At 44.9% G+C, this 17,495-nt stretch carries 17 protein-coding genes; 9 read left to right on the forward strand and 8 right to left on the reverse strand.

Features of this window, described 5'->3' with window-relative positions; all coding sequences use genetic code 11:
- Positions 1-990: an aminoglycoside phosphotransferase family protein gene (locus OM978_RS18250; RefSeq protein ID WP_264343729.1), complete on the reverse strand. Its 990-nt coding sequence runs from the start codon at positions 988-990 to the stop codon at positions 1-3.
- Between the two features lie 141 nt (positions 991-1,131).
- Between OM978_RS18250 and OM978_RS18255 the strand changes: the two genes are divergently transcribed.
- The 7 genes from OM978_RS18255 to OM978_RS18285 all read left to right on the forward strand — a co-directional run bounded on the left by OM978_RS18255 (position 1,132) and on the right by OM978_RS18285 (position 9,806).
- Positions 1,132-3,405 carry an LPS-assembly protein LptD gene (locus OM978_RS18255; RefSeq protein WP_264343730.1) on the forward strand — a complete coding sequence of 758 codons (2,274 nt, stop codon included), beginning with the start codon at positions 1,132-1,134 and terminating at the stop codon, positions 3,403-3,405.
- Between the two features lie 11 nt (positions 3,406-3,416).
- On the forward strand, positions 3,417-4,709 hold the full coding sequence (gene surA, locus OM978_RS18260) for a peptidylprolyl isomerase SurA (protein ID WP_264343731.1): 1,293 nt from the start codon (positions 3,417-3,419) through the stop codon (positions 4,707-4,709).
- Positions 4,706-5,704: a 4-hydroxythreonine-4-phosphate dehydrogenase PdxA gene (gene pdxA / locus OM978_RS18265; RefSeq protein ID WP_264343733.1), complete on the forward strand. Its 999-nt coding sequence runs from the start codon at positions 4,706-4,708 to the stop codon at positions 5,702-5,704. Before surA ends, pdxA begins: the two co-directional genes overlap by 4 nt.
- Positions 5,694-6,509, forward strand: a complete 816-nt coding sequence (rsmA, locus tag OM978_RS18270) for a 16S rRNA (adenine(1518)-N(6)/adenine(1519)-N(6))-dimethyltransferase RsmA (RefSeq protein WP_264343734.1) — start codon at positions 5,694-5,696, stop codon at positions 6,507-6,509. Before pdxA ends, rsmA begins: the two co-directional genes overlap by 11 nt.
- Entirely contained in the window at positions 6,506-6,883 is a 378-nt protein-coding gene (gene apaG / locus OM978_RS18275) for a Co2+/Mg2+ efflux protein ApaG (RefSeq protein ID WP_264343735.1), read from the forward strand. Before rsmA ends, apaG begins: the two co-directional genes overlap by 4 nt.
- 4 nt (positions 6,884-6,887) lie before the next feature.
- The gene (locus tag OM978_RS18280; protein WP_264343736.1) at positions 6,888-7,571 is read left to right on the forward strand and encodes a symmetrical bis(5'-nucleosyl)-tetraphosphatase; all 684 of its coding nucleotides are present in this window, start codon (positions 6,888-6,890) and stop codon (positions 7,569-7,571) included.
- Positions 7,572-7,793: 222 nt separating this feature from the next.
- Positions 7,794-9,806 carry a methyl-accepting chemotaxis protein gene (locus OM978_RS18285; RefSeq protein WP_264343737.1) on the forward strand — a complete coding sequence of 671 codons (2,013 nt, stop codon included), beginning with the start codon at positions 7,794-7,796 and terminating at the stop codon, positions 9,804-9,806.
- Positions 9,807-9,876: 70 nt separating this feature from the next.
- On the opposite strand, the gene OM978_RS18290 is transcribed toward OM978_RS18285, so the two are convergent.
- From OM978_RS18290 to rplU, 5 genes are all read right to left on the reverse strand, one after another.
- Positions 9,877-10,257: a DUF3718 domain-containing protein gene (locus OM978_RS18290; RefSeq protein WP_233008091.1), complete on the reverse strand. Its 381-nt coding sequence runs from the start codon at positions 10,255-10,257 to the stop codon at positions 9,877-9,879.
- A 77-nt stretch (positions 10,258-10,334) separates the two neighbouring features.
- Complete coding sequence (gene folA / locus OM978_RS18295; protein ID WP_264343739.1) at positions 10,335-10,823, reverse strand: type 3 dihydrofolate reductase; 489 nt, start codon at positions 10,821-10,823, stop codon at positions 10,335-10,337.
- Between the two features lie 7 nt (positions 10,824-10,830).
- Complete coding sequence (cgtA, locus tag OM978_RS18300; RefSeq protein WP_264343740.1) at positions 10,831-11,991, reverse strand: Obg family GTPase CgtA; 1,161 nt, start codon at positions 11,989-11,991, stop codon at positions 10,831-10,833.
- 191 nt (positions 11,992-12,182) lie between these two features.
- On the reverse strand, positions 12,183-12,440 hold the full coding sequence (gene rpmA / locus OM978_RS18305; RefSeq protein WP_008899665.1) for a 50S ribosomal protein L27: 258 nt from the start codon (positions 12,438-12,440) through the stop codon (positions 12,183-12,185).
- 18 nt (positions 12,441-12,458) lie between these two features.
- Positions 12,459-12,767: a 50S ribosomal protein L21 gene (rplU, locus tag OM978_RS18310; RefSeq protein WP_008899666.1), complete on the reverse strand. Its 309-nt coding sequence runs from the start codon at positions 12,765-12,767 to the stop codon at positions 12,459-12,461.
- Between the two features lie 207 nt (positions 12,768-12,974).
- Here rplU and ispB point away from each other — a divergent pair, with 207 nt between their 5' ends.
- Positions 12,975-13,946, forward strand: coding sequence for an octaprenyl diphosphate synthase (gene ispB, locus OM978_RS18315; protein ID WP_264343743.1), 972 nt, complete (start codon positions 12,975-12,977; stop codon positions 13,944-13,946).
- Positions 13,947-14,009: 63 nt separating this feature from the next.
- Here the strand turns inward: ispB and mdh are convergent, their stop codons facing one another.
- A complete protein-coding gene (mdh, locus tag OM978_RS18320) occupies positions 14,010-14,951 on the reverse strand; it encodes a malate dehydrogenase (RefSeq protein WP_264343744.1) in 942 nt (313 codons plus the stop codon).
- 185 nt (positions 14,952-15,136) lie between these two features.
- Between mdh and argR the strand changes: the two genes are divergently transcribed.
- A complete protein-coding gene (gene argR / locus OM978_RS18325) occupies positions 15,137-15,607 on the forward strand; it encodes a transcriptional regulator ArgR (RefSeq protein WP_008899669.1) in 471 nt (156 codons plus the stop codon).
- Here argR and OM978_RS18330 read toward each other — a convergent pair.
- Positions 15,590-16,513 (reverse strand): Dyp-type peroxidase, encoded by a 924-nt coding sequence (locus OM978_RS18330; RefSeq protein ID WP_264343745.1) that lies wholly within the window; start codon positions 16,511-16,513, stop codon positions 15,590-15,592. The genes argR and OM978_RS18330 overlap by 18 nt on opposite strands.
- Positions 16,514-17,495 lie beyond the last annotated feature (982 nt).

A 17,495-nucleotide genomic window follows, 5' to 3' on the forward strand; every position in this document is an offset into this window, starting at 1 on the left:
TCAGGCCGTCGCCTCCAGCGCTGGTTTAACTTTCTGTTTCAACCACAAATCCAGCTCCTGCAGCTGTGGGTAATGCGACGTCACCTCAAGTACATAGTCAAAGACCCGAGGCAAATCAGCAAGATAACCTGCTTTTCCGTCACGGTGGTATAAGCGGCAGAAAATACCACAGACTTTAATATGTCGCTGTAGCCCCATCCAATCAAACCAAAGCTGGAACTGCTCTGGGCTTGTATCTGCCGATAACTCGGCCTGAGCAATCAGGTTGTGGTAAAACTCATGACTTAAGTCTTGAACCAGTTCGGTGGGCCATTTGATATAACAATCTTTGAGTAAAGACACAGCGTCATAAGTGACGGGGCCTGTCACCACATCCTGAAAATCAATAACAGCTAAATGGCCATCAGGTTGCAACATTAAATTCCGGGAATGGTAATCCCTGTGCATACCGGCCTGTGGCTGTTGCAATGCAGTGTCAGCCAGTAATAAAAAATGTTGCTGTAGCATGGTTTGCTCTTGTTTATTGAGTGTCAGTTTCAAATGCTGAAGCACAAACCAATCGACAAAAATTTGCATTTCCCGCAGTAAAAAAGCCTGATCAAATAGAGGCAGAGGCCCTGCAGTCGTTGAATTGATGGCACGAACCTGAGTAAGTTGTGCCAATGCCTGACGATAGAAACAGGGGGCACTATCCTGAGTCAATCTGGACAGCAATAAAATGTCCCCCAAATCGCTTAACAGCAACAAACCTTGTTGAAGGTCCTGTGCAATAATCTGAGGAACCTGCAAACCTGCGGTAGCAAATGCCTGTTGTGTCGCAACAAAACGGCTACAATCCTCTGCTGGTATCGGAGCATCCATTAAAATGTAGCTGCGTTCTGCACTAGAAAAACGGAAATAACGCCTGAAACTGGCATCACCCGTGATGGGGTCTAACCGAATTGCTTCACCCGGAAAACAAGTCGTTAAAAAACTTTGAATTAACTGCATGCGAGCTGGCACTTCATCCCCCTCATCAGGTCAAAGCCAGCACTATAACGGATTAGCAGGATCCGGAAAATTGATTTATTATAGTTGGCCCTGTGTTCTGGTCGTTTTCACCTGTTGCACGTATTGTACTAAGTAGGTTGCATGACTCATTCTTTGATCTATCGCCTTATTATTATGGCGCTTGGTATTCCTTATCTGGCCCATGCAGAAGAGCAAACATCTCAACCTATTGAGCAATGTTACAGCGCCATTGAAATGCCAGCCAAGCTGAGCACGCTGTCAGCAAAAGACAACAGACTACAAATTTTATCGGACCGTATCCAAATGATGCAGGATCAAACCGCATTATTTGATGGCAATATAGAAATTCTCTACCGCAATACCATGTTAAATGCAGCCAATGCCAAGGTAAGTCAGAAAGAGCAAACCTTGCTCGCAAGTGGAGGTATTCAATACTACAGCCCAGGTTTGAAAGTCAGCAGTAGCGAGTTCAGTGCACAATTAAAAGATGATAAAGCCGTATTAACCGAGGCTGATTACCAATTGGTCAGCCAGTCGGGGCGCGGATACGCCAAAGAGATGAGCGCGTTAAAGCAGCAAATCAATTTATCTGAAGCAAGCTTTACCACCTGTCCGCAAGGCGACAGTAGTTGGGCATTACACGCAGACAAAATTAATATTAATGCAGATGATGGTTGGGGCGAAGCCTGGCATTCGGTTATTAAAATTCAGGACGTACCGGTCTTTTATCTGCCTTACATGACCTTCCCTGTCAGTGATAAGCGTAAAAGTGGCTTGCTGTTTCCAAAAATTGGCAGCTCACAACGGCTGGGTGTAGATTTGGAAACACCTTATTACCTGAATCTTGCCGAAAATTATGATGCCACTATAAGTCCACGTTTTATGAGTAAACGTGGGACTCAGCTTAATACAGAATTTCGTTATCTGACGGAAGAACACCAGGGTCAACTGCAACTGGAAATTTTACCTGATGACAATGACAAACCAGCAGGTTTTGGCAGTCGATATTTAGGTCATTTCAGTCATAGCGGTGAGTTATCCGACCGTTGGCGTGCCAGTGTTGATTTTACCGATGTTAGCGATGATGCCTATTTATCTGAACTTGGATCAGATTACAGCAACCAAAGTGATACGCAGTTGTACCGGCAAGCCAGCCTGAATTATTTCGGTGATTACCTGAATTCTGAAATTCGTCTGCAAGGTTTTGAAATTCTGGGTAATTATTTGCCATCTTACGCCGCTTTACCTCAGATCGACTTGAGTTCAGCTGCACCTTTGGATTTAGCTGCAGGTTTTGAATTTAACTGGCACAGTCAGTATGCCCATTTTCGTAATGACGCCGCTACAATTAACAATGCAGATCGTTTGCATCTTGAACCCAGTATCCGCTGGCCATTGATCACTCCAGCTATGGAGTTAGTGGCAGAAACCAGCCTGTTGCACACCCGTTATCAGCAAAATACCGATCAAAGTCTGCAGCTGGTGCAAGAAGAAACGAACAGGACTGTGCCTAAAGTTCAGATTAACGCCAAATTGAATATGGAAAGAGAGCTGGAATGGGAAGACTCAGGCTCCCTACAAACTTTTGAGCCACAGGTGCAGTATCTTTACATTCCTTATCGCGACCAATCACAAATCGGCTTGTATGATACAGCAAGGCTACAAGACGATTATTATGGTTTGTTCCGCGAAAACAGATATTCAGGTTTAGACAGAATTGCGGATACCAACCAACTGACCATCGGCTGGACGACAAGGCTTTATGACTCAGAAGATACAGAGTTATTCCGTTTTAGCTTGGGTCAGATTGTATTTCTGGACGATCCAGAGCCGATAGATAACTCACTACTAGACGCCGAACAGCCTGCTGATTCAGTACTGGCTTCTGAACTTTTATGGAACTGGAGCAAAGGCTGGTACTTAAACACCGCATTGCAGTATGATTCCAGCAACGAACGTATGGTTAAAAGCAATGTGACATTAGATTACATCGCTGATGATAAAAGCCTGATCCAGTTGAACCATCGTTACAGTCGTGAAGTCTCAGACTACGAAATTGCACAGGTTGGTTTTTTGGCCACTACGCCGATAGACGATAAATGGAAACTGATTGCCAGTTATTATCGTGACATCAACAAGCATCATATGATAGAAGCTAACTTTGGTTTGCAATATGAATCCTGTTGCTGGGCAATACGCGTAGTTGCCAAGCGTCAAATCAATACCAACCTTGAGTTGGCACTGAATGATTTGTCACAACCTCCTACTTTTGATAACGGTATAGCCGTACAATTTGTATTAAAAGGTTTTGGTGAAGGAGCTGGCTTCTCAGTCAGTGACATGTTATCGAACGGAATTTTTGGTTATAGACGCCCATATTTACTAAATAATTAATGTAGGAACCTATGAAGTTACAACTTTTGATTGCCAGCTCTGTGGCCGCATTTCTGGTCTTTTCGAGCCAGGCGGCAGAACAAAAGATCGACGGTGTTGCAGCTATCGTCAATAACGGTGTCGTACTGGACACTGAAGTGACAGATATGGTCAATAAGGTAAAGCGTAATGCTCAAAGTCAGGGCCAGACCTTACCTTCAGACCGGGCTTTACGTACTCAGGCTCTCGAGCGTTTAATCAGCAATAGCTTGCAGATGCAAATGGCTAAACGTATGGGGTTACAGATCACCGATCCTCAATTAGATCAGGCGCTGGAAAACGTTGCACGGGGTGAAAACCTGACGATGGAACAGTTTCGTCAGCGTATAGTTCAGGAAGAAGGTGACTACCAGCAGTTCCGTGAACGATTCCGTGAGGAAATCACTACAGGTGAAGTGTTACGTGCCAACGTGCAGCGCCGTATTTATATCAGCCCTCAGGAAATAGAGAGCCTGATGAAGGTTATGGAAGAACAAGGTGCATCCAATGAACAATACAATATTGGCCACATTCTGATTTCGATCCCAAGCCAGGGTACAACAGAAGAGATCAGTGGCGCCAAAGAGCGTGCAGATAAAGTCATGGCATTACTGCGTGAAGGCAGTGATTTCAAAAAAATTGCTATCGCTTCTTCATCTGACAGCACAGCCTTAGATGGTGGTGAAATGGGGTGGATGAATATTAACGAAATGCCAACGCTGTTCTCTGATGCTATTCGTGGTAAGAAAAAGACCGACATCATCGGGCCTTTGCGTTCAGGCGCTGGTTTCCATATTCTGACGATTTTTGATATTCGTGGCGCGAATGTTGCCGAACTGAACGAAGTGAAATCACGTCACGTATTAATTAAGCCGTCTATTATCATGAGTGAAGAAAAAGCCCGTGATACCTTAAAACAATTTGCTGCCGACTTTAAAGCAGGTAAAGCTGATTTCGCTGAATTTGCCAGCAAAAACTCAGAAGACCCGGGCTCTAAATTAAAAGGTGGTGATTTAGGCTGGGCTGATCCTGCCATGTATGTTCCCGCCTTCCGCGATACGTTAAACAATCTGCAAATCCAGGAACTGAGCGAACCATTCCGTACTGAGCATGGCTGGCACATAGTGCAATTATTAGACAAGCGTGTTGTTGATATGACAGCAGAGAAAAAGCAGGACCAAGTCTATCGTATGCTATTTAACCGTCGTTTTAATGAAGAACAAGCCAACTTCCTGCGCGAGTTACGTGATCAGGCCTTTGTTGAAGTGCTGGCGGAAACTGAATGACATTAAAGATAGCAATCACCCCAGGTGAGCCGGCTGGTATAGGCCCTGATCTGGTGGTGATGTTGGCGCAAAAAGACTGGCCTGTACAGTTGATCGTTTGCGCTAACGCAGAAGTGTTAAAACAAAGAGCGGCAGCGTTAAACCTGCCGCTTCAGCTTTTACCTTATGAACCTGACCAACCTGCACAACCACAGCAAGCAGGCACTTTAACTTGTGTTGATTTCGCTTTAGAAGCGCCTGTAATTGCAGGACAACTCAACGAAGCCAATGGTCGTTATGTGGTAGACACCTTACGTTATGTCGGCGAGAAATCTATATCAGCTGAATTTGACGCCATAGTTACCGGTCCTGTGCATAAAGGTATTATTAATAAAGCTGGTATTCCGTTTAGTGGTCATACCGAATACTTTGCTCATTTGTCGAATACACCTTATGTGGTGATGATGCTGGCAACTGAAGGGTTAAGAGTTGCGTTGGCAACAACCCACATTCCGTTGGCCTACGTAGCCAAAGCCATCACCAAAGAACGACTGCACAAAGTGATATCAGTATTGCATCATGATCTGCAGCACAAGTTTGCTATTGAATCTCCGGTTATTTATGTCTGCGGATTAAATCCTCATGCAGGCGAAGATGGCCATTTAGGACGTGAAGAAATAGACATCATCAGCCCAACTTTAGATGAACTACGCTTACAAGGCATGGATCTGGTGGGGCCTTTACCTGCAGATACCTTGTTTCAACCGAAATATCTGCAGCACGCCGATGCGGTCTTAGCTATGTACCACGATCAAGGCTTGCCTGTTCTGAAATACAAAGGCTTTGGACGCTCGGTGAATATCAGTCTTGGTTTACCTTTAATCAGAACCTCAGTCGACCATGGTACTGCACTGGATTTAGCCGGTACAGGAAAGGCCGACCCCGGCAGTTTATTCCATGCCCTGGAACAAGCCATTTATTTAGCGCAAAGAGCCAAGTTATCACATGACAGATAAAGTACACCTGGGCCATACAGCCCGAAAACGTTTTGGTCAGAACTTCTTACACGATCCTGTAGTGATTGAACGCATAGTCAAAGCCATCAACCCTAAACCGACGGACCTATTGGTAGAAATTGGTCCAGGGTTAGGTGCAATCACTGAGCCTGTGGTTGAGAAATCAGGTCACTTGACCGTGATTGAGCTCGACCGGGATCTGGCACAACGTTTACAAGAACACCCTGTACTGGCTGATAAATTGACCATACACCAGGCGGATGCGATGAAATTCGACTTCCGTCAGTTAGTACAACCAGGTAAGAAATTAAAAGTCTTTGGGAATTTGCCTTATAACATCTCTACCCCACTGCTGTTTCATCTGTTCGATTACGCAGATGATATTGAGAACATGCACTTTATGCTGCAAAAAGAAGTCGTTGAACGTATGACCGCAGGTCATGGCTCTAAAACTTACGGCCGTTTATCCGTGATGACTCAGTTCTTTTGCCATGCGATGCCGGTGGTCGAAGTAGGTCCTGGCGCCTTTAAACCAGCGCCTAAAGTGCACTCTGCTGTCGTACGCCTTATCCCTAAGCCAAGCTCAGAGAGACAGGATGTGCCTGTTGCAGTATTAAACAGAGTCTGTCTGGAGGCTTTTAACCAGCGCCGTAAAACCTTGCGTAACTGTTTCAGCAATTTTGCGACAGCTGAGCAAATTGTCGAAATGGGTATAGATCCAACCTTACGCCCTGAGCAATTAAGCGTGGAACAATTTATTGGCATAGCCCGCTGGCTGCATCAACAAGAGCAACAACAATTATGAGCCTGAGTTTCGAAATTCCAGTCTCAGTCGAGACATTTTATGTGGCGGCTCAATCTGATCCTGCTATGGGCAGATATGTATTTGCCTATACCATTACCATTAAAAATCACGGCTCTGAACCAGTACAATTACTCAAACGTTATTGGTTAATCACCGATGCCAATGGCAAAGAAACTGAAGTACATGGCGATGGAGTGGTCGGGGAGCAACCCCAACTCGCGCCAGGGTCCAGTTATAGTTATACCAGTGGAGCAGTGCTGGAAACTCCGGTAGGCACAATGCAAGGTCATTATGAAATGACCAGTCAGAGCCAACTGAGCTTTAAAGCAGCTATTCCTCTATTCCGTTTGGCTATCCCGAATATTCTGAATTAACTTCATGCCAAGCTATGTGATAGGGGATGTTCAGGGCTGCTTTAGCCAACTGCAATCCTTGTTAGCCAAAATCCAGTTTGATCCAAAGCAAGATCAACTATGGTTTTGCGGGGATTTAGTGGCAAGGGGCCCTGACTCGTTAGCTACTCTGAGGTTTATTCGTTCTTTGGGCGATACCGCTAAAGTAGTCTTGGGTAACCATGATTTACATTTTCTGGCCTGTGTTTTTGGTTTTGCTAAAGTAGATAACAAAGATCAACTTACCGAATTACTCCAAGCCACCGATTTGCCTGAATTAGCACTTTGGCTACAACAACAACCTTTAATGCATTTTGACCCGGAACGACAATTGCTTCTGGTTCATGCAGGTTTAGCACCGGATTGGCCAATTGAGACCGCATTAGAAGCGGCAGCTGAAGTAGGTGAAATACTGAAAAATTGTCCAGAAAAGCTATTTGCCGTGATGTATGGCAATACTCCTGCTTTATGGTCTGAAGCGCGGACTTTGGAAGAGCGCTGGCGTTTTACCATCAACAGTTGCACCAGAATGCGGTTTTGTCTGGCAAATGGCGCACTTGAACTCAAAGAAAAGCGCCATCCGGATAAAGTCAGTAATCTGATCCCGTGGTATCAGTTTTGGCAACAAAAAATTCACCCACAGATTTTTTTGGACACTGGGCAGCCTTGATGGGATATAGCCCGGTTGCAGGCATACATGCGCTGGATACCGGAGCTGTATGGGGAAATTATTTAACAGCCTATTGTATTGAGACGGCACAGCGTTATAGTGTTTCTGACTAAAAATAACGCTATAATGCGACGCTGTTTCAAAATAATATATTTTGAATTGTTTATTGTGTGGTGACAGGGCCAACGATGCCCTTTTAGCCTGGATACTGGGAGTAAGGTTATGAAGTTAACGGTAGCACTTCGGATTATTGGTGGTTTTGGTGTGATCTCACTTCTACTGCTGGTGATCGGTATTACCTCGTACATGAGCTTGAATAGTATCAATGCCTCAACCACGCAAGTAAATGAAATCTCGATCCCAGCTTTAGAAAATAGTGCAGTGCTGCAAAGTGAATTTGTCAAAATGAGCAAAGTCAGTCTGCAGGCATTTTATGCCACTGAAGTGAAACAGGTAAAAGATTTAGAGACTCAGTTCGGTGCGGAACAAGCATTGTACGATACAGCAGCTAAAGCATTACAAACTGTGGTGGCCGAAGAGGAAACTCTGGCGAATTCTTTTAAGGACGTGTCAGCGGCTTACACTGAATTCACCCCCGTCAGTAAAAAACTGTTCGCAGAGCTTAGCAAAAGTCTGACTTTGCGTGATCAAATCGCCTCTCATTTGTCGGATGTAGAATTAAATTCTGATGACTCAGCGTCTTTACTGTTAGATTTCAGCGATGTTAGAGATGTAGCCCGTCGATTCCCACAAGCAAGCAAAGCGGCCACTGAACTGGAAACAGGATTAAACACATTAGTAAGCGTTGTGGTCGATTTAACCCGTACCACTTCAGCAACCACTGCAGACACCATTTCCAATGAAGTAAAATCTCGTTTGGAAGGTGTAAACCAGCAAATGAGCTCCATTAAAACTGAAGCGGGTTCCAGTGTTGATATGGTTGCTGATTTAGATGAAAAAATTACTGCTATTAATGATTTGCTTGCAGGTGACGAAGGCATTCTGACGTTAAAAACACAAATGTTAGCTGCCTCAGCTGAAGCACAGAAATTACTGACTCAAGCTGAAGCTCACAACAAAACTGCGTTAGATGGGTTAAACCAACTGTTATCACGCGCAAGAACGGTAGCAGGTGAAATTCAATCTGAAGCTGCATCTGATGTATCAAACGCTATTTTTTGGATTATTCTTGTTGTATTAGCATCGGTTTCGTTTTCTTTTGTTGTTGCGACGTGGACGGTAAAAAGCATTACGACTCCATTATCAAAGGTTAATGAAATTCTCGGCGTCGTTGCTTCTGGTGACTTAACCAAACGTCTGGATGACAAAGCTCAGGATGAATTTGGCGATCTGGCCCGTAACTGTAATCAGGTTATTACCAACTTACGCCAGCTGATCCAGGGTATTATTTCCCGCTCTACACAGCTTGCCGCAGCTTCTGAGCAGACTTCTGCTATTACTGTGGAAACGACTACAGCTATTCGTGAACAGAAGTCTCAGGTCACACAGGCCGCGACTGCTACAACAGAGATGAGCAGCACCTCACAAGGTGTAATGCAAAGCTCGAACGATGCGTTGGCTGAAATCAAAAATGCGGACAGCGAAGCTGAGCGCGTCAAAGTGATTTCTGAAAATAACAAGCAGACCATACTGCAGTTATCAAAAGAAGTGGACCAAGCGTCAACTGTCATCAACAAACTGCATAAAGACAGCGCATCAATAGGTAGTATCCTGGATGTTATCCGCGGTATTGCAGAGCAGACGAACTTGCTGGCATTAAACGCCGCTATTGAAGCAGCCCGTGCCGGTGAACAAGGTCGTGGTTTCGCAGTAGTAGCGGATGAAGTTCGTTCTCTGGCGAGCAAAACTCAGGCATCCACTCAGGAAATTCAGGCGATGATTCAGGTTCTGCAAACCGGTGCTCATGCAGCTGTAGAAGCGATGAACAAAGGTAAAAAGCAGGCCGAAAATTGTGTGACTCAAACAGAAGTAGCGGCTCAGGCGCTGGAATCAATCACCAATGCGGTGCACTTAGCCCACGATATGAGCGAACAAATTTCTCATGCGGCCAAAGAGCAGAATCAGGTATCTAATGAAATCAGCCATTTATTAGAATCCATCGTCACTATTGCTGAACAAACAGCTTCTGGCGCTGAACAAACCTCTCAATCCAGCCATGAAGTAGCGCGTTTAGCTGAAGAGTTACGCCAGTCTGTCGACCAGTTTAAAGTCTAAACTGGTAACTCACTGAGCATAAAAAAATCCGCCAATTGGCGGATTTTTTTATTCTGATCGGATAAGTGAATTACTCACCACCACCCGCACGCTCTTTTAATACAGCTAACAAAGGAGAGGCAGCAAAACCATTGCCCTCTGCCCATGCCACATCACCAGAAGCTGCAACCTGAGCTGCTGGTAACTGTTTCACAATAAATTCACCCACGTCCGCTGCATTATTCTTTATCGCAAACCGAACTAAGCTATCACCGTTACAGGTCACGCCATCATAGATGTTACGTAAACGCAGGCGGTAATCACTTAATACTTTGCGTAATCTATTTTTATCGTCAGCCTTGACATAATCACACATAGAAGCAGCGAGCTGGTCGTCAGCATGCACCACTGGGGACACTAATACTGCACCGGCCACCACTACACCACAGAACACTGCTGGCAACAATTTCATACATTACTCCTGAAGCAGTCAAAAAACAGACAAATCCATAGTAACAACATGTAGCAACGGGTGCAATGCAGACCTGTTCATTCTCTGTTCAGGGTGCGGAAATGATAAGAATGGGGGTTTTGTGGATCAGGTTGATGATGCTCATATGCAGACTCACGCCAAGTCGCAACGGCCTGATAGTCTGGAAAGAAGGCATCGCCCTCTACGGTCAAATCAATATCAGTAATATAGAGTGTGTCTGCTAAAGGCAGCACCTGACGGTAAATTTCAGCACCGCCTATAATCATCACTTCAGCTTCATGCTGTACTAAAGCCAGTGCCTGCTCAATGCTTTGCACCCAGTCGGCATCAGTACTGAGTGCACCGCTCTGTCTGCTAATCACTATGTTACGGCGACCTGGCAGAGCCTTACCTATAGATTGATAGGTTTTCCTACCCATAATAACCGGCTTACCTAAAGTCACCTTTTTAAAGTGTTTCAGATCAGCCGGTAAATGCCAGGGCATCTGGTTATCTTTGCCAATTACTCTGTTATTGGCCATAGCCGCTATCATTGCAATCCGCATTGTCACCTCAGCGTTTGTAAATTACTTCAACGTCGTAATCATCTTCGTCGAAATCATCATCTTCATCGTCAAGGTCGTCTGCAACAGCCAATACGTCCTGATGATAATCATCCCACTTGAAGTTTACGGCGTCTTCGATCTGCTCCCTTGGTTTTTCAACCGGCAGCAATTCAATATAATTCAATATATCTGCAGCTAAACGCTCGGTATTAGTGCGACTGGCAGCAGCGATTCGATGAACCTCACCTTCCCAGTTGATGGCTTTGGTGACACGCTCAATTACTTCTTCCAGCTCATCTTCCAGCACTAAATCCAGTTTATTGAAGACTAACCAACGTGGTTTATTGGCTAACTTGTCACTGTATTTATCTAATTCATTTAAAATAGTCACAGCATTCTCAGCTGGATCTGAACCGTCAGCAGGCAGCACATCAACAACGTGCAACAACAAACGACAACGTTCTAAGTGTTTTAAGAACTGAATACCTAAACCGGCACCTTCAGCCGCACCTTCAATCAGACCAGGAATATCAGCTATTACGAAAGAACGGTGAGCTTCAACCCGCACTACACCCAGGTTAGGAACCAATGTAGTAAAAGGATAATCAGCAACTTTTGGCTTAGCAGAAGAGACAGCACGGATCAGAGTCGACTTACCGGCATTCGGCAGACCTAACAAACCTACATCAGCTAATAACAGCAACTCTAAGCGGATATTACGTACTTCGCCTGGTGTACCATTGGTCTTCTTACGCGGCGCTCTGTTGGTACTGCTGGTAAAACGGGCGTTGCCCAAACCATGCCAGCCACCTTTAGCAATCATCAACTTCTGACCATTTTTGGTCAAATCGCCAATAACTTCTGCGGTATCGATATCCACAGCACGTGTCCCTACAGGCACACGTAAAATCATGTCATCACCACGTTTACCGGTACAGTTGGTACTCATACCATTCTGACCACGTTCCGCCTGGTGATACTTTTCAAACTGATAGTCCACCAAAGTGTTCAGGTTGGTGTCAGCCATTAAATAAACATCACCACCATCACCACCGTCGCCACCATTTGGGCCACCTTTGGCGACAAACTTTTCGCGACGGAAACTGACAATACCGTTGCCGCCATCGCCGGCTTCAACCCGAATTTCCGCTTCATCTACGAATTTCATCTGGACTATCCTGATCTAAAAAAACTATGGGCTCATTATACTATCAATTCCGCCCGCACATGAATGCATAGCAGGGCTCTGATGAATTGAAAGCAACAAAACTGACCTTCAGCATACTGAAGTATCAGCCTCCGATCGATTCTTAATAAAAAAGCCCCGCACTAGGCGGGGCTTTTCGAATCAATGCGTCGTTATTCGCTAACGATGCTTACGAACTTGCGATTGTGCTCGCCTTTCGTTTCGAATTGCACTTTACCGTCAGTTAAGGCGAATAATGTGTGGTCTTTACCGATACCAACATTACTACCAGCGTGGAACTTAGTACCACGTTGACGAACGATGATGTTGCCAGCTAATACTGACTCACCACCAAAACGTTTCACACCTAAGCGTTTCGCTTCTGAATCGCGACCGTTACGAGTGCTACCTACACCTTTTTTACTTGCCATGAGTAGTTACTCCTTCGATTACGCGCTGATGCCGGTAATTTTCACTTCAGTAAACCACTGGCGGTGACCAGCTTGTTTACGGTAGTGCTTACGACGACGGAATTTGACGATTTTAACTTTATCGCCACGGCCATGGTTGACCACTTCCGCTGTTACTTTACTGCCTTCAACTAAAGGAGTACCGATCTTGATGTCTTCGCCGTTAGCGATCATCAGAGCTGAAAATTCAATAGTTGCGCCGGTTTCTAAGTCTAGTTTTTCTAGACGAAGGGTTTGCCCTTCCGTTACACGGTGCTGTTTACCACCACTTTGGAAAACCGCGTACATAGTTAACTCCGTACAAAGCACGCCGACTTTTAAGGGCGTGTTAATTATAATCACAGGGCGCGAATTGTACGCAATTTCCCCTACCCTCGCAAGCACAATTATTAAAAAGATCAGTGAGCAACAAAAAGGATCGGGTTTTACTTTAGCTGATCGGCTGCAATGGTGTAGAATCAGCCACATTCTATACCTAAGCAGTTGTTTTACCAGATGACGCTCGAAGAGATCCGCCAGCTCAGTCTTAATGACATGACGGCCGTGAACCAACATATATTCTCTCAGCTTAGTTCTGAGGTAGCGCTGATTAATCAGCTTGGCATCTATATAGTAAATAGTGGCGGCAAACGTTTGCGCCCACTTTTAGCTGTATTAGCGGCCCGTGCGCTGGGTTATGAGGGCCAACAACACATTACTCTCGCCACCATAGTGGAATTTATTCACACCGCGACTTTGTTACACGATGATGTCGTCGATGAATCTCTGCTGCGCCGAGGTAAGGAAACAGCCAATGCGGTCTTTGGCAACCAAGCCAGTGTCTTAGTAGGTGACTTCCTTTATACACGAGCTTTTCAGCTGATGGTGTCGCTGGATAAAATGCAGATCATGCAAATCCTGGCCGATGCCACCAATATCATTGCTGAAGGCGAAGTGTTGCAGTTGATGAACGTCAACGACCCGGAGACATCAGAACAAAACTATATGCAGGTGATTTACTGCAAAACAGCCAAATTATTTGAAGCTGCTACCCAGCTTGCTGCTATTTTGGCAAATCAGCCTGAATCTGTGGTGAATGCGATGAAACTCTATGGCATGCACTTGGGCACTGCGTTCCAACTGATTGATGATGTACTGGATTATCAGGCAGATGCTGATGAATTAGGTAAAAACATCGGTGATGATTTAGCCGAAGGTAAACCAACTCTGCCACTTATTTATGCGCTGCGTCATACAAGCGGTGACGACCAGCAACTGCTCAAAGATGCGATTGAACATGCCAACGGTATGCAGCATCTGGACCGCATCATGGCGATTTTAGAACAAACCAAAGCCTTTGATTACACCAGAGCCATGGCCGATCAGGAAGCTGAAAAAGCCCGTCAGGCTATCGCCTTCTTACCAGAGTCTGATTATAAAAACGCTTTGCTGACGTTAGCCGATATCGCAGTGCAGCGAAATCACTAAAAATACGTTTAGCTAAAAAACAGAAGCCAGCTTACGCTGGCTTTTTTTATTACTCGAACAATCTTAGTTTGCGTTAGCAACAAACTCTTCGCCTAAGGTGATGTCAGCTTTTAAAGTACCTAACATGTCGTTCATGGCTTTTTGCTCGTACGCACTTAACTCGCCGATAGGTAACAGTGCTTCAACACCATTTTTACCTAATACGATAGGCTGAGCGAAGAAACGGGCATGTTCACCCTGACCTTCAACATAAGCGTATTCAGTGACTTTTTCGCCTTGTAAACCTTTCACTAAAGACACACAAAAACGTGCAGCAGCCTGACCCATAGACAGAGTTGCAGATCCGCCACCGGCTTTAGCTTCAACTACTTCAGTTCCAGCATTCTGGATACGATAAGTTAATGAAGACACTTCTTCATCTGTGAAAGTGACATCTTTGACTTGAGACAGCAGAGGCAGAATAGTAGTACCGCTGTGACCACCGATCACTGGAACCAGGATTTCAGCAGGGTTTTTGCCTTTTAATTCAGCAACAAAAGTCTCAGCACGGATCACGTCCAGTGTAGTGACGCCGAATAAACGCTTAGGATCATAAGTGCCTGCTTTTTTGAACACTTCAGCGGCGATAGCTACAGTGGTATTCACAGGGTTAGTGATCACACCCACTAAAGCTTTAGGGCAGTTCACAACAATGGCTTCAGCCAGGTTTTTCACTACGCCAGCGTTAATGTTGAATAAATCAGAGCGATCCATACCTGGCTTACGTGGCATACCAGCAGGGATCATCACGATATCAGCACCAATCAGCGCTTTATCCAGGTCTTCTTTACCAAAACCTGTAATTTTTACCGCTGTAGGGATATGACTTAAATCAACAGCTACACCCGGTGTGACTGGGGCTAAATCGTACAAAGCTAAATCAGTACCAGCTGGTAAGTTTAACTTTAATAATAAAGACAGCGCCTGACCTATACCACCAGCAGCACCTAATACGGCAACTTTCATGCTATTCTCCCAATTTACGGTTCAAAAGAAACGCGCCAACAATACTGAAATGTGGCACAAAATACAAATCACTTACGCCTAAAGTCTAAGCATTTTATCCGATTTTGGTGTAATTTACTTGCTGAACCACAGTATTAGTCCAAGTTCGGTGAATACGACCGAAAAAACAAAAAGTTTAAACAAAAATGATGACTAAACAATCGAAACAAGAAGCTTTGATCCAAGCCTTTAAATCCTTATTGAAAGAAGAGCGTTTTGGTTCCCAAAGCGATATTGTTGATGCGCTGAAAGCGGAAGGATTTGACAATATAAGTCAGTCTAAAGTGTCCCGCATGTTAAGCAAATACGGCGCAGTGCGTACCCGTAATGCCAAGCAGGAAATGGTGTATTGTTTGCCCCCGGAACTGGGTGTTCCCACCACCAAAAGTCCGTTGCGTCAATTAGTTCTGGATATTGAACACAACGATGTGATGATCATTATCCGTACCAGCCCTGGCGCAGCTCAGCTGATTGCGCGCTTACTGGATTCTGTAGGTAAAGCTGAAGGCGTACTAGGCACTATAGCGGGTGATGACACCATTTTTATCGCCCCGACCAGCGTAAAAAATATTAACTTCACCTTAAACAAGGTCACTGAGTTATTTGAAAAGGTCTGATCCAGACTGCTCTTCCAGAAAATTAATAGAGGGGGCAAAAAAAGCAGCCCCCGCTTCAATTTGGCAATAATCCAGCAATAAATCTGCATCTTCGGTGTTATAACCCACACGGGTTGATAGCCATAAAGGTACATCTGTTGCGTTGGCTGAAAAACCAACAGAGATCATACCTTGTGAGCGAATATCTGCCACGGGCATGTTTTGCCAAAGAATTTGCTTACGGCCAGCTTCATTCTCCAATGCAGTTTTATCAGCATGAGAGTTTGACTGACGCTGTGCTGAGGGTAGCAACTGTCCATCTAGCTTATTACGTCCCATCACAGCTTCCTGCTCTGGCATCGTCAGTTGTTGCCAACGTTGTAAGTCATATTGATAGCGCAGCATATAGACATAACTGCCGGCACTCATTGGACTTTTCGGCTCGTTGCTAATCAAAGCACAGGAGCGGCGCTGCTTACCCTTAGGGTTATCAGGGCTGTCATGGAAGCCTGTCAGATTACGGCCATCCAGATAACGAAATGCATGTAATTGTTCATACAGATCCACATGTTGCTGTAGCAAATGATAAATTTGTTGGGTAGCTATATGAATGACATCAAAACGGTCTGCCCGGATCTGAATCAATAAATCGGGTGACACAACAGATAAATCTGCCGGATTATCCGTAAAATCAGGCCAGGGTTCTGGTTGGTACTCCGGATACAAATGCGGCCAGTAGTTTTGGCCTACTGCCACAACAACATTAAGCATCGCCTCAGAAAACTGATCCGATAAGCGTTCAGTCAGCATAGGTACTTTAGCTAACTGCAGGCGCACATAGTGCTCATGACCATCTAAGGCATTCAGCGCTACATAACAACAATGCAAGTTTGCTTCGGCACAGATGCCTGATTGTTCCCGGGCCATAACCATCTCATCAGAATTAGGGGTGGGCGATCATACCAATTTGGCTGGTCTTGGTCAGTAGTTTTCACACCAGTCAGCAACAGCCAGACAATTGCCCTGTATCTTTGTGAGATATATCTCACAAATCAGTAAGCTAATGCAGCTTTTACTGCAAGCAACACTTCAATAACAAATACATAAATCATTGATTTAAAATGATTTACAACTTAAAAACCACAAATTACAATAATATTTCACCACAAGTATTTAACAAACAAGGTCCTTTTCCACCGAAAAATAGACGATAATTATTTCGTCGCTGGATGTGACGGCTAAACAAGATGTTTGGCAGGACAAGCTACAAGAGGTAGCAGCAGGAAGCAAGGATATCAAAGGATTGTGCAGGGCAGCGCAAGGATGAACAGGACAGGCTCCGGAGTGAGCATACATCTTTAGGATGAAGATAAAAGGACAAGGACTCTGCCGGAGGCAGAAGGTACTCTCAGGATGAGGGTTAGAGGGAGAGGGATGCTGCAAGAATGCAGTTGGAATGTTCAGGACGAGCACAGGGATGATCCATCAGGGATAGTGGTTGGAAGGACGCCACCAAGTTTTAGGGGCCGCGAAGTTCGCGGCCCGTCTTGTTTTTAGACCACTCATTTTTACTTCCTCGTAGTTCCAGTCAGCAGTATCAAAAATGCACCATATTAATGCACCCTTTGCGCCACGCTGATGCAGTTTAGAGTTTTCGCACTAACAATAATGTTGTTTTTTTCATCAGGGCTCTTTTCCTGTTTGAAAACAGCTGTTAGATTACAGGCGTTCTTTGCAAAATGATTTGGCGACTGCACTAAAACAGCGCACAGGTCCGTGGCTAAGACCACAAGAAAAAACCCCGGAAGCTCGCGCCGCCGGGGTTGTCTGATAAAGACAAAGGACAAGGATAGACGAATTTGGTGGTACGGGTTTAGTTGCCAAGACCAACTGCTACTTGCGTAGCTGC

It is taken from the genome of Rheinheimera sp. MM224, from assembly GCF_947090785.1.
Classification (GTDB): Bacteria; Pseudomonadota; Gammaproteobacteria; order Enterobacterales; family Alteromonadaceae; genus Pararheinheimera.

What these genes read in the sequence shown, in the direction of transcription:
- OM978_RS18250 (WP_264343729.1), bottom strand. Translation starts at nt 990, where the DNA reads ATGCAGTTAATTCAAAGTTTTTTAACGACTTGTTTTCCGGGTGAAGCA.
- OM978_RS18255 (WP_264343730.1), top strand. Translation starts at nt 1,132, where the DNA reads ATGACTCATTCTTTGATCTATCGCCTTATTATTATGGCGCTTGGTATT.
- surA (WP_264343731.1), top strand. Translation starts at nt 3,417, where the DNA reads ATGAAGTTACAACTTTTGATTGCCAGCTCTGTGGCCGCATTTCTGGTC.
- pdxA (WP_264343733.1), top strand. Translation starts at nt 4,706, where the DNA reads ATGACATTAAAGATAGCAATCACCCCAGGTGAGCCGGCTGGTATAGGC.
- rsmA (WP_264343734.1), top strand. Translation starts at nt 5,694, where the DNA reads ATGACAGATAAAGTACACCTGGGCCATACAGCCCGAAAACGTTTTGGT.
- apaG (WP_264343735.1), top strand. Translation starts at nt 6,506, where the DNA reads ATGAGCCTGAGTTTCGAAATTCCAGTCTCAGTCGAGACATTTTATGTG.
- OM978_RS18280 (WP_264343736.1), top strand. Translation starts at nt 6,888, where the DNA reads ATGCCAAGCTATGTGATAGGGGATGTTCAGGGCTGCTTTAGCCAACTG.
- OM978_RS18285 (WP_264343737.1), top strand. Translation starts at nt 7,794, where the DNA reads ATGAAGTTAACGGTAGCACTTCGGATTATTGGTGGTTTTGGTGTGATC.
- OM978_RS18290 (WP_233008091.1), bottom strand. Translation starts at nt 10,257, where the DNA reads ATGAAATTGTTGCCAGCAGTGTTCTGTGGTGTAGTGGTGGCCGGTGCA.
- folA (WP_264343739.1), bottom strand. Translation starts at nt 10,823, where the DNA reads ATGCGGATTGCAATGATAGCGGCTATGGCCAATAACAGAGTAATTGGC.
- cgtA (WP_264343740.1), bottom strand. Translation starts at nt 11,991, where the DNA reads ATGAAATTCGTAGATGAAGCGGAAATTCGGGTTGAAGCCGGCGATGGC.
- rpmA (WP_008899665.1), bottom strand. Translation starts at nt 12,440, where the DNA reads ATGGCAAGTAAAAAAGGTGTAGGTAGCACTCGTAACGGTCGCGATTCA.
- rplU (WP_008899666.1), bottom strand. Translation starts at nt 12,767, where the DNA reads ATGTACGCGGTTTTCCAAAGTGGTGGTAAACAGCACCGTGTAACGGAA.
- ispB (WP_264343743.1), top strand. Translation starts at nt 12,975, where the DNA reads ATGACGCTCGAAGAGATCCGCCAGCTCAGTCTTAATGACATGACGGCC.
- mdh (WP_264343744.1), bottom strand. Translation starts at nt 14,951, where the DNA reads ATGAAAGTTGCCGTATTAGGTGCTGCTGGTGGTATAGGTCAGGCGCTG.
- argR (WP_008899669.1), top strand. Translation starts at nt 15,137, where the DNA reads ATGATGACTAAACAATCGAAACAAGAAGCTTTGATCCAAGCCTTTAAA.
- OM978_RS18330 (WP_264343745.1), bottom strand. Translation starts at nt 16,513, where the DNA reads ATGGCCCGGGAACAATCAGGCATCTGTGCCGAAGCAAACTTGCATTGT.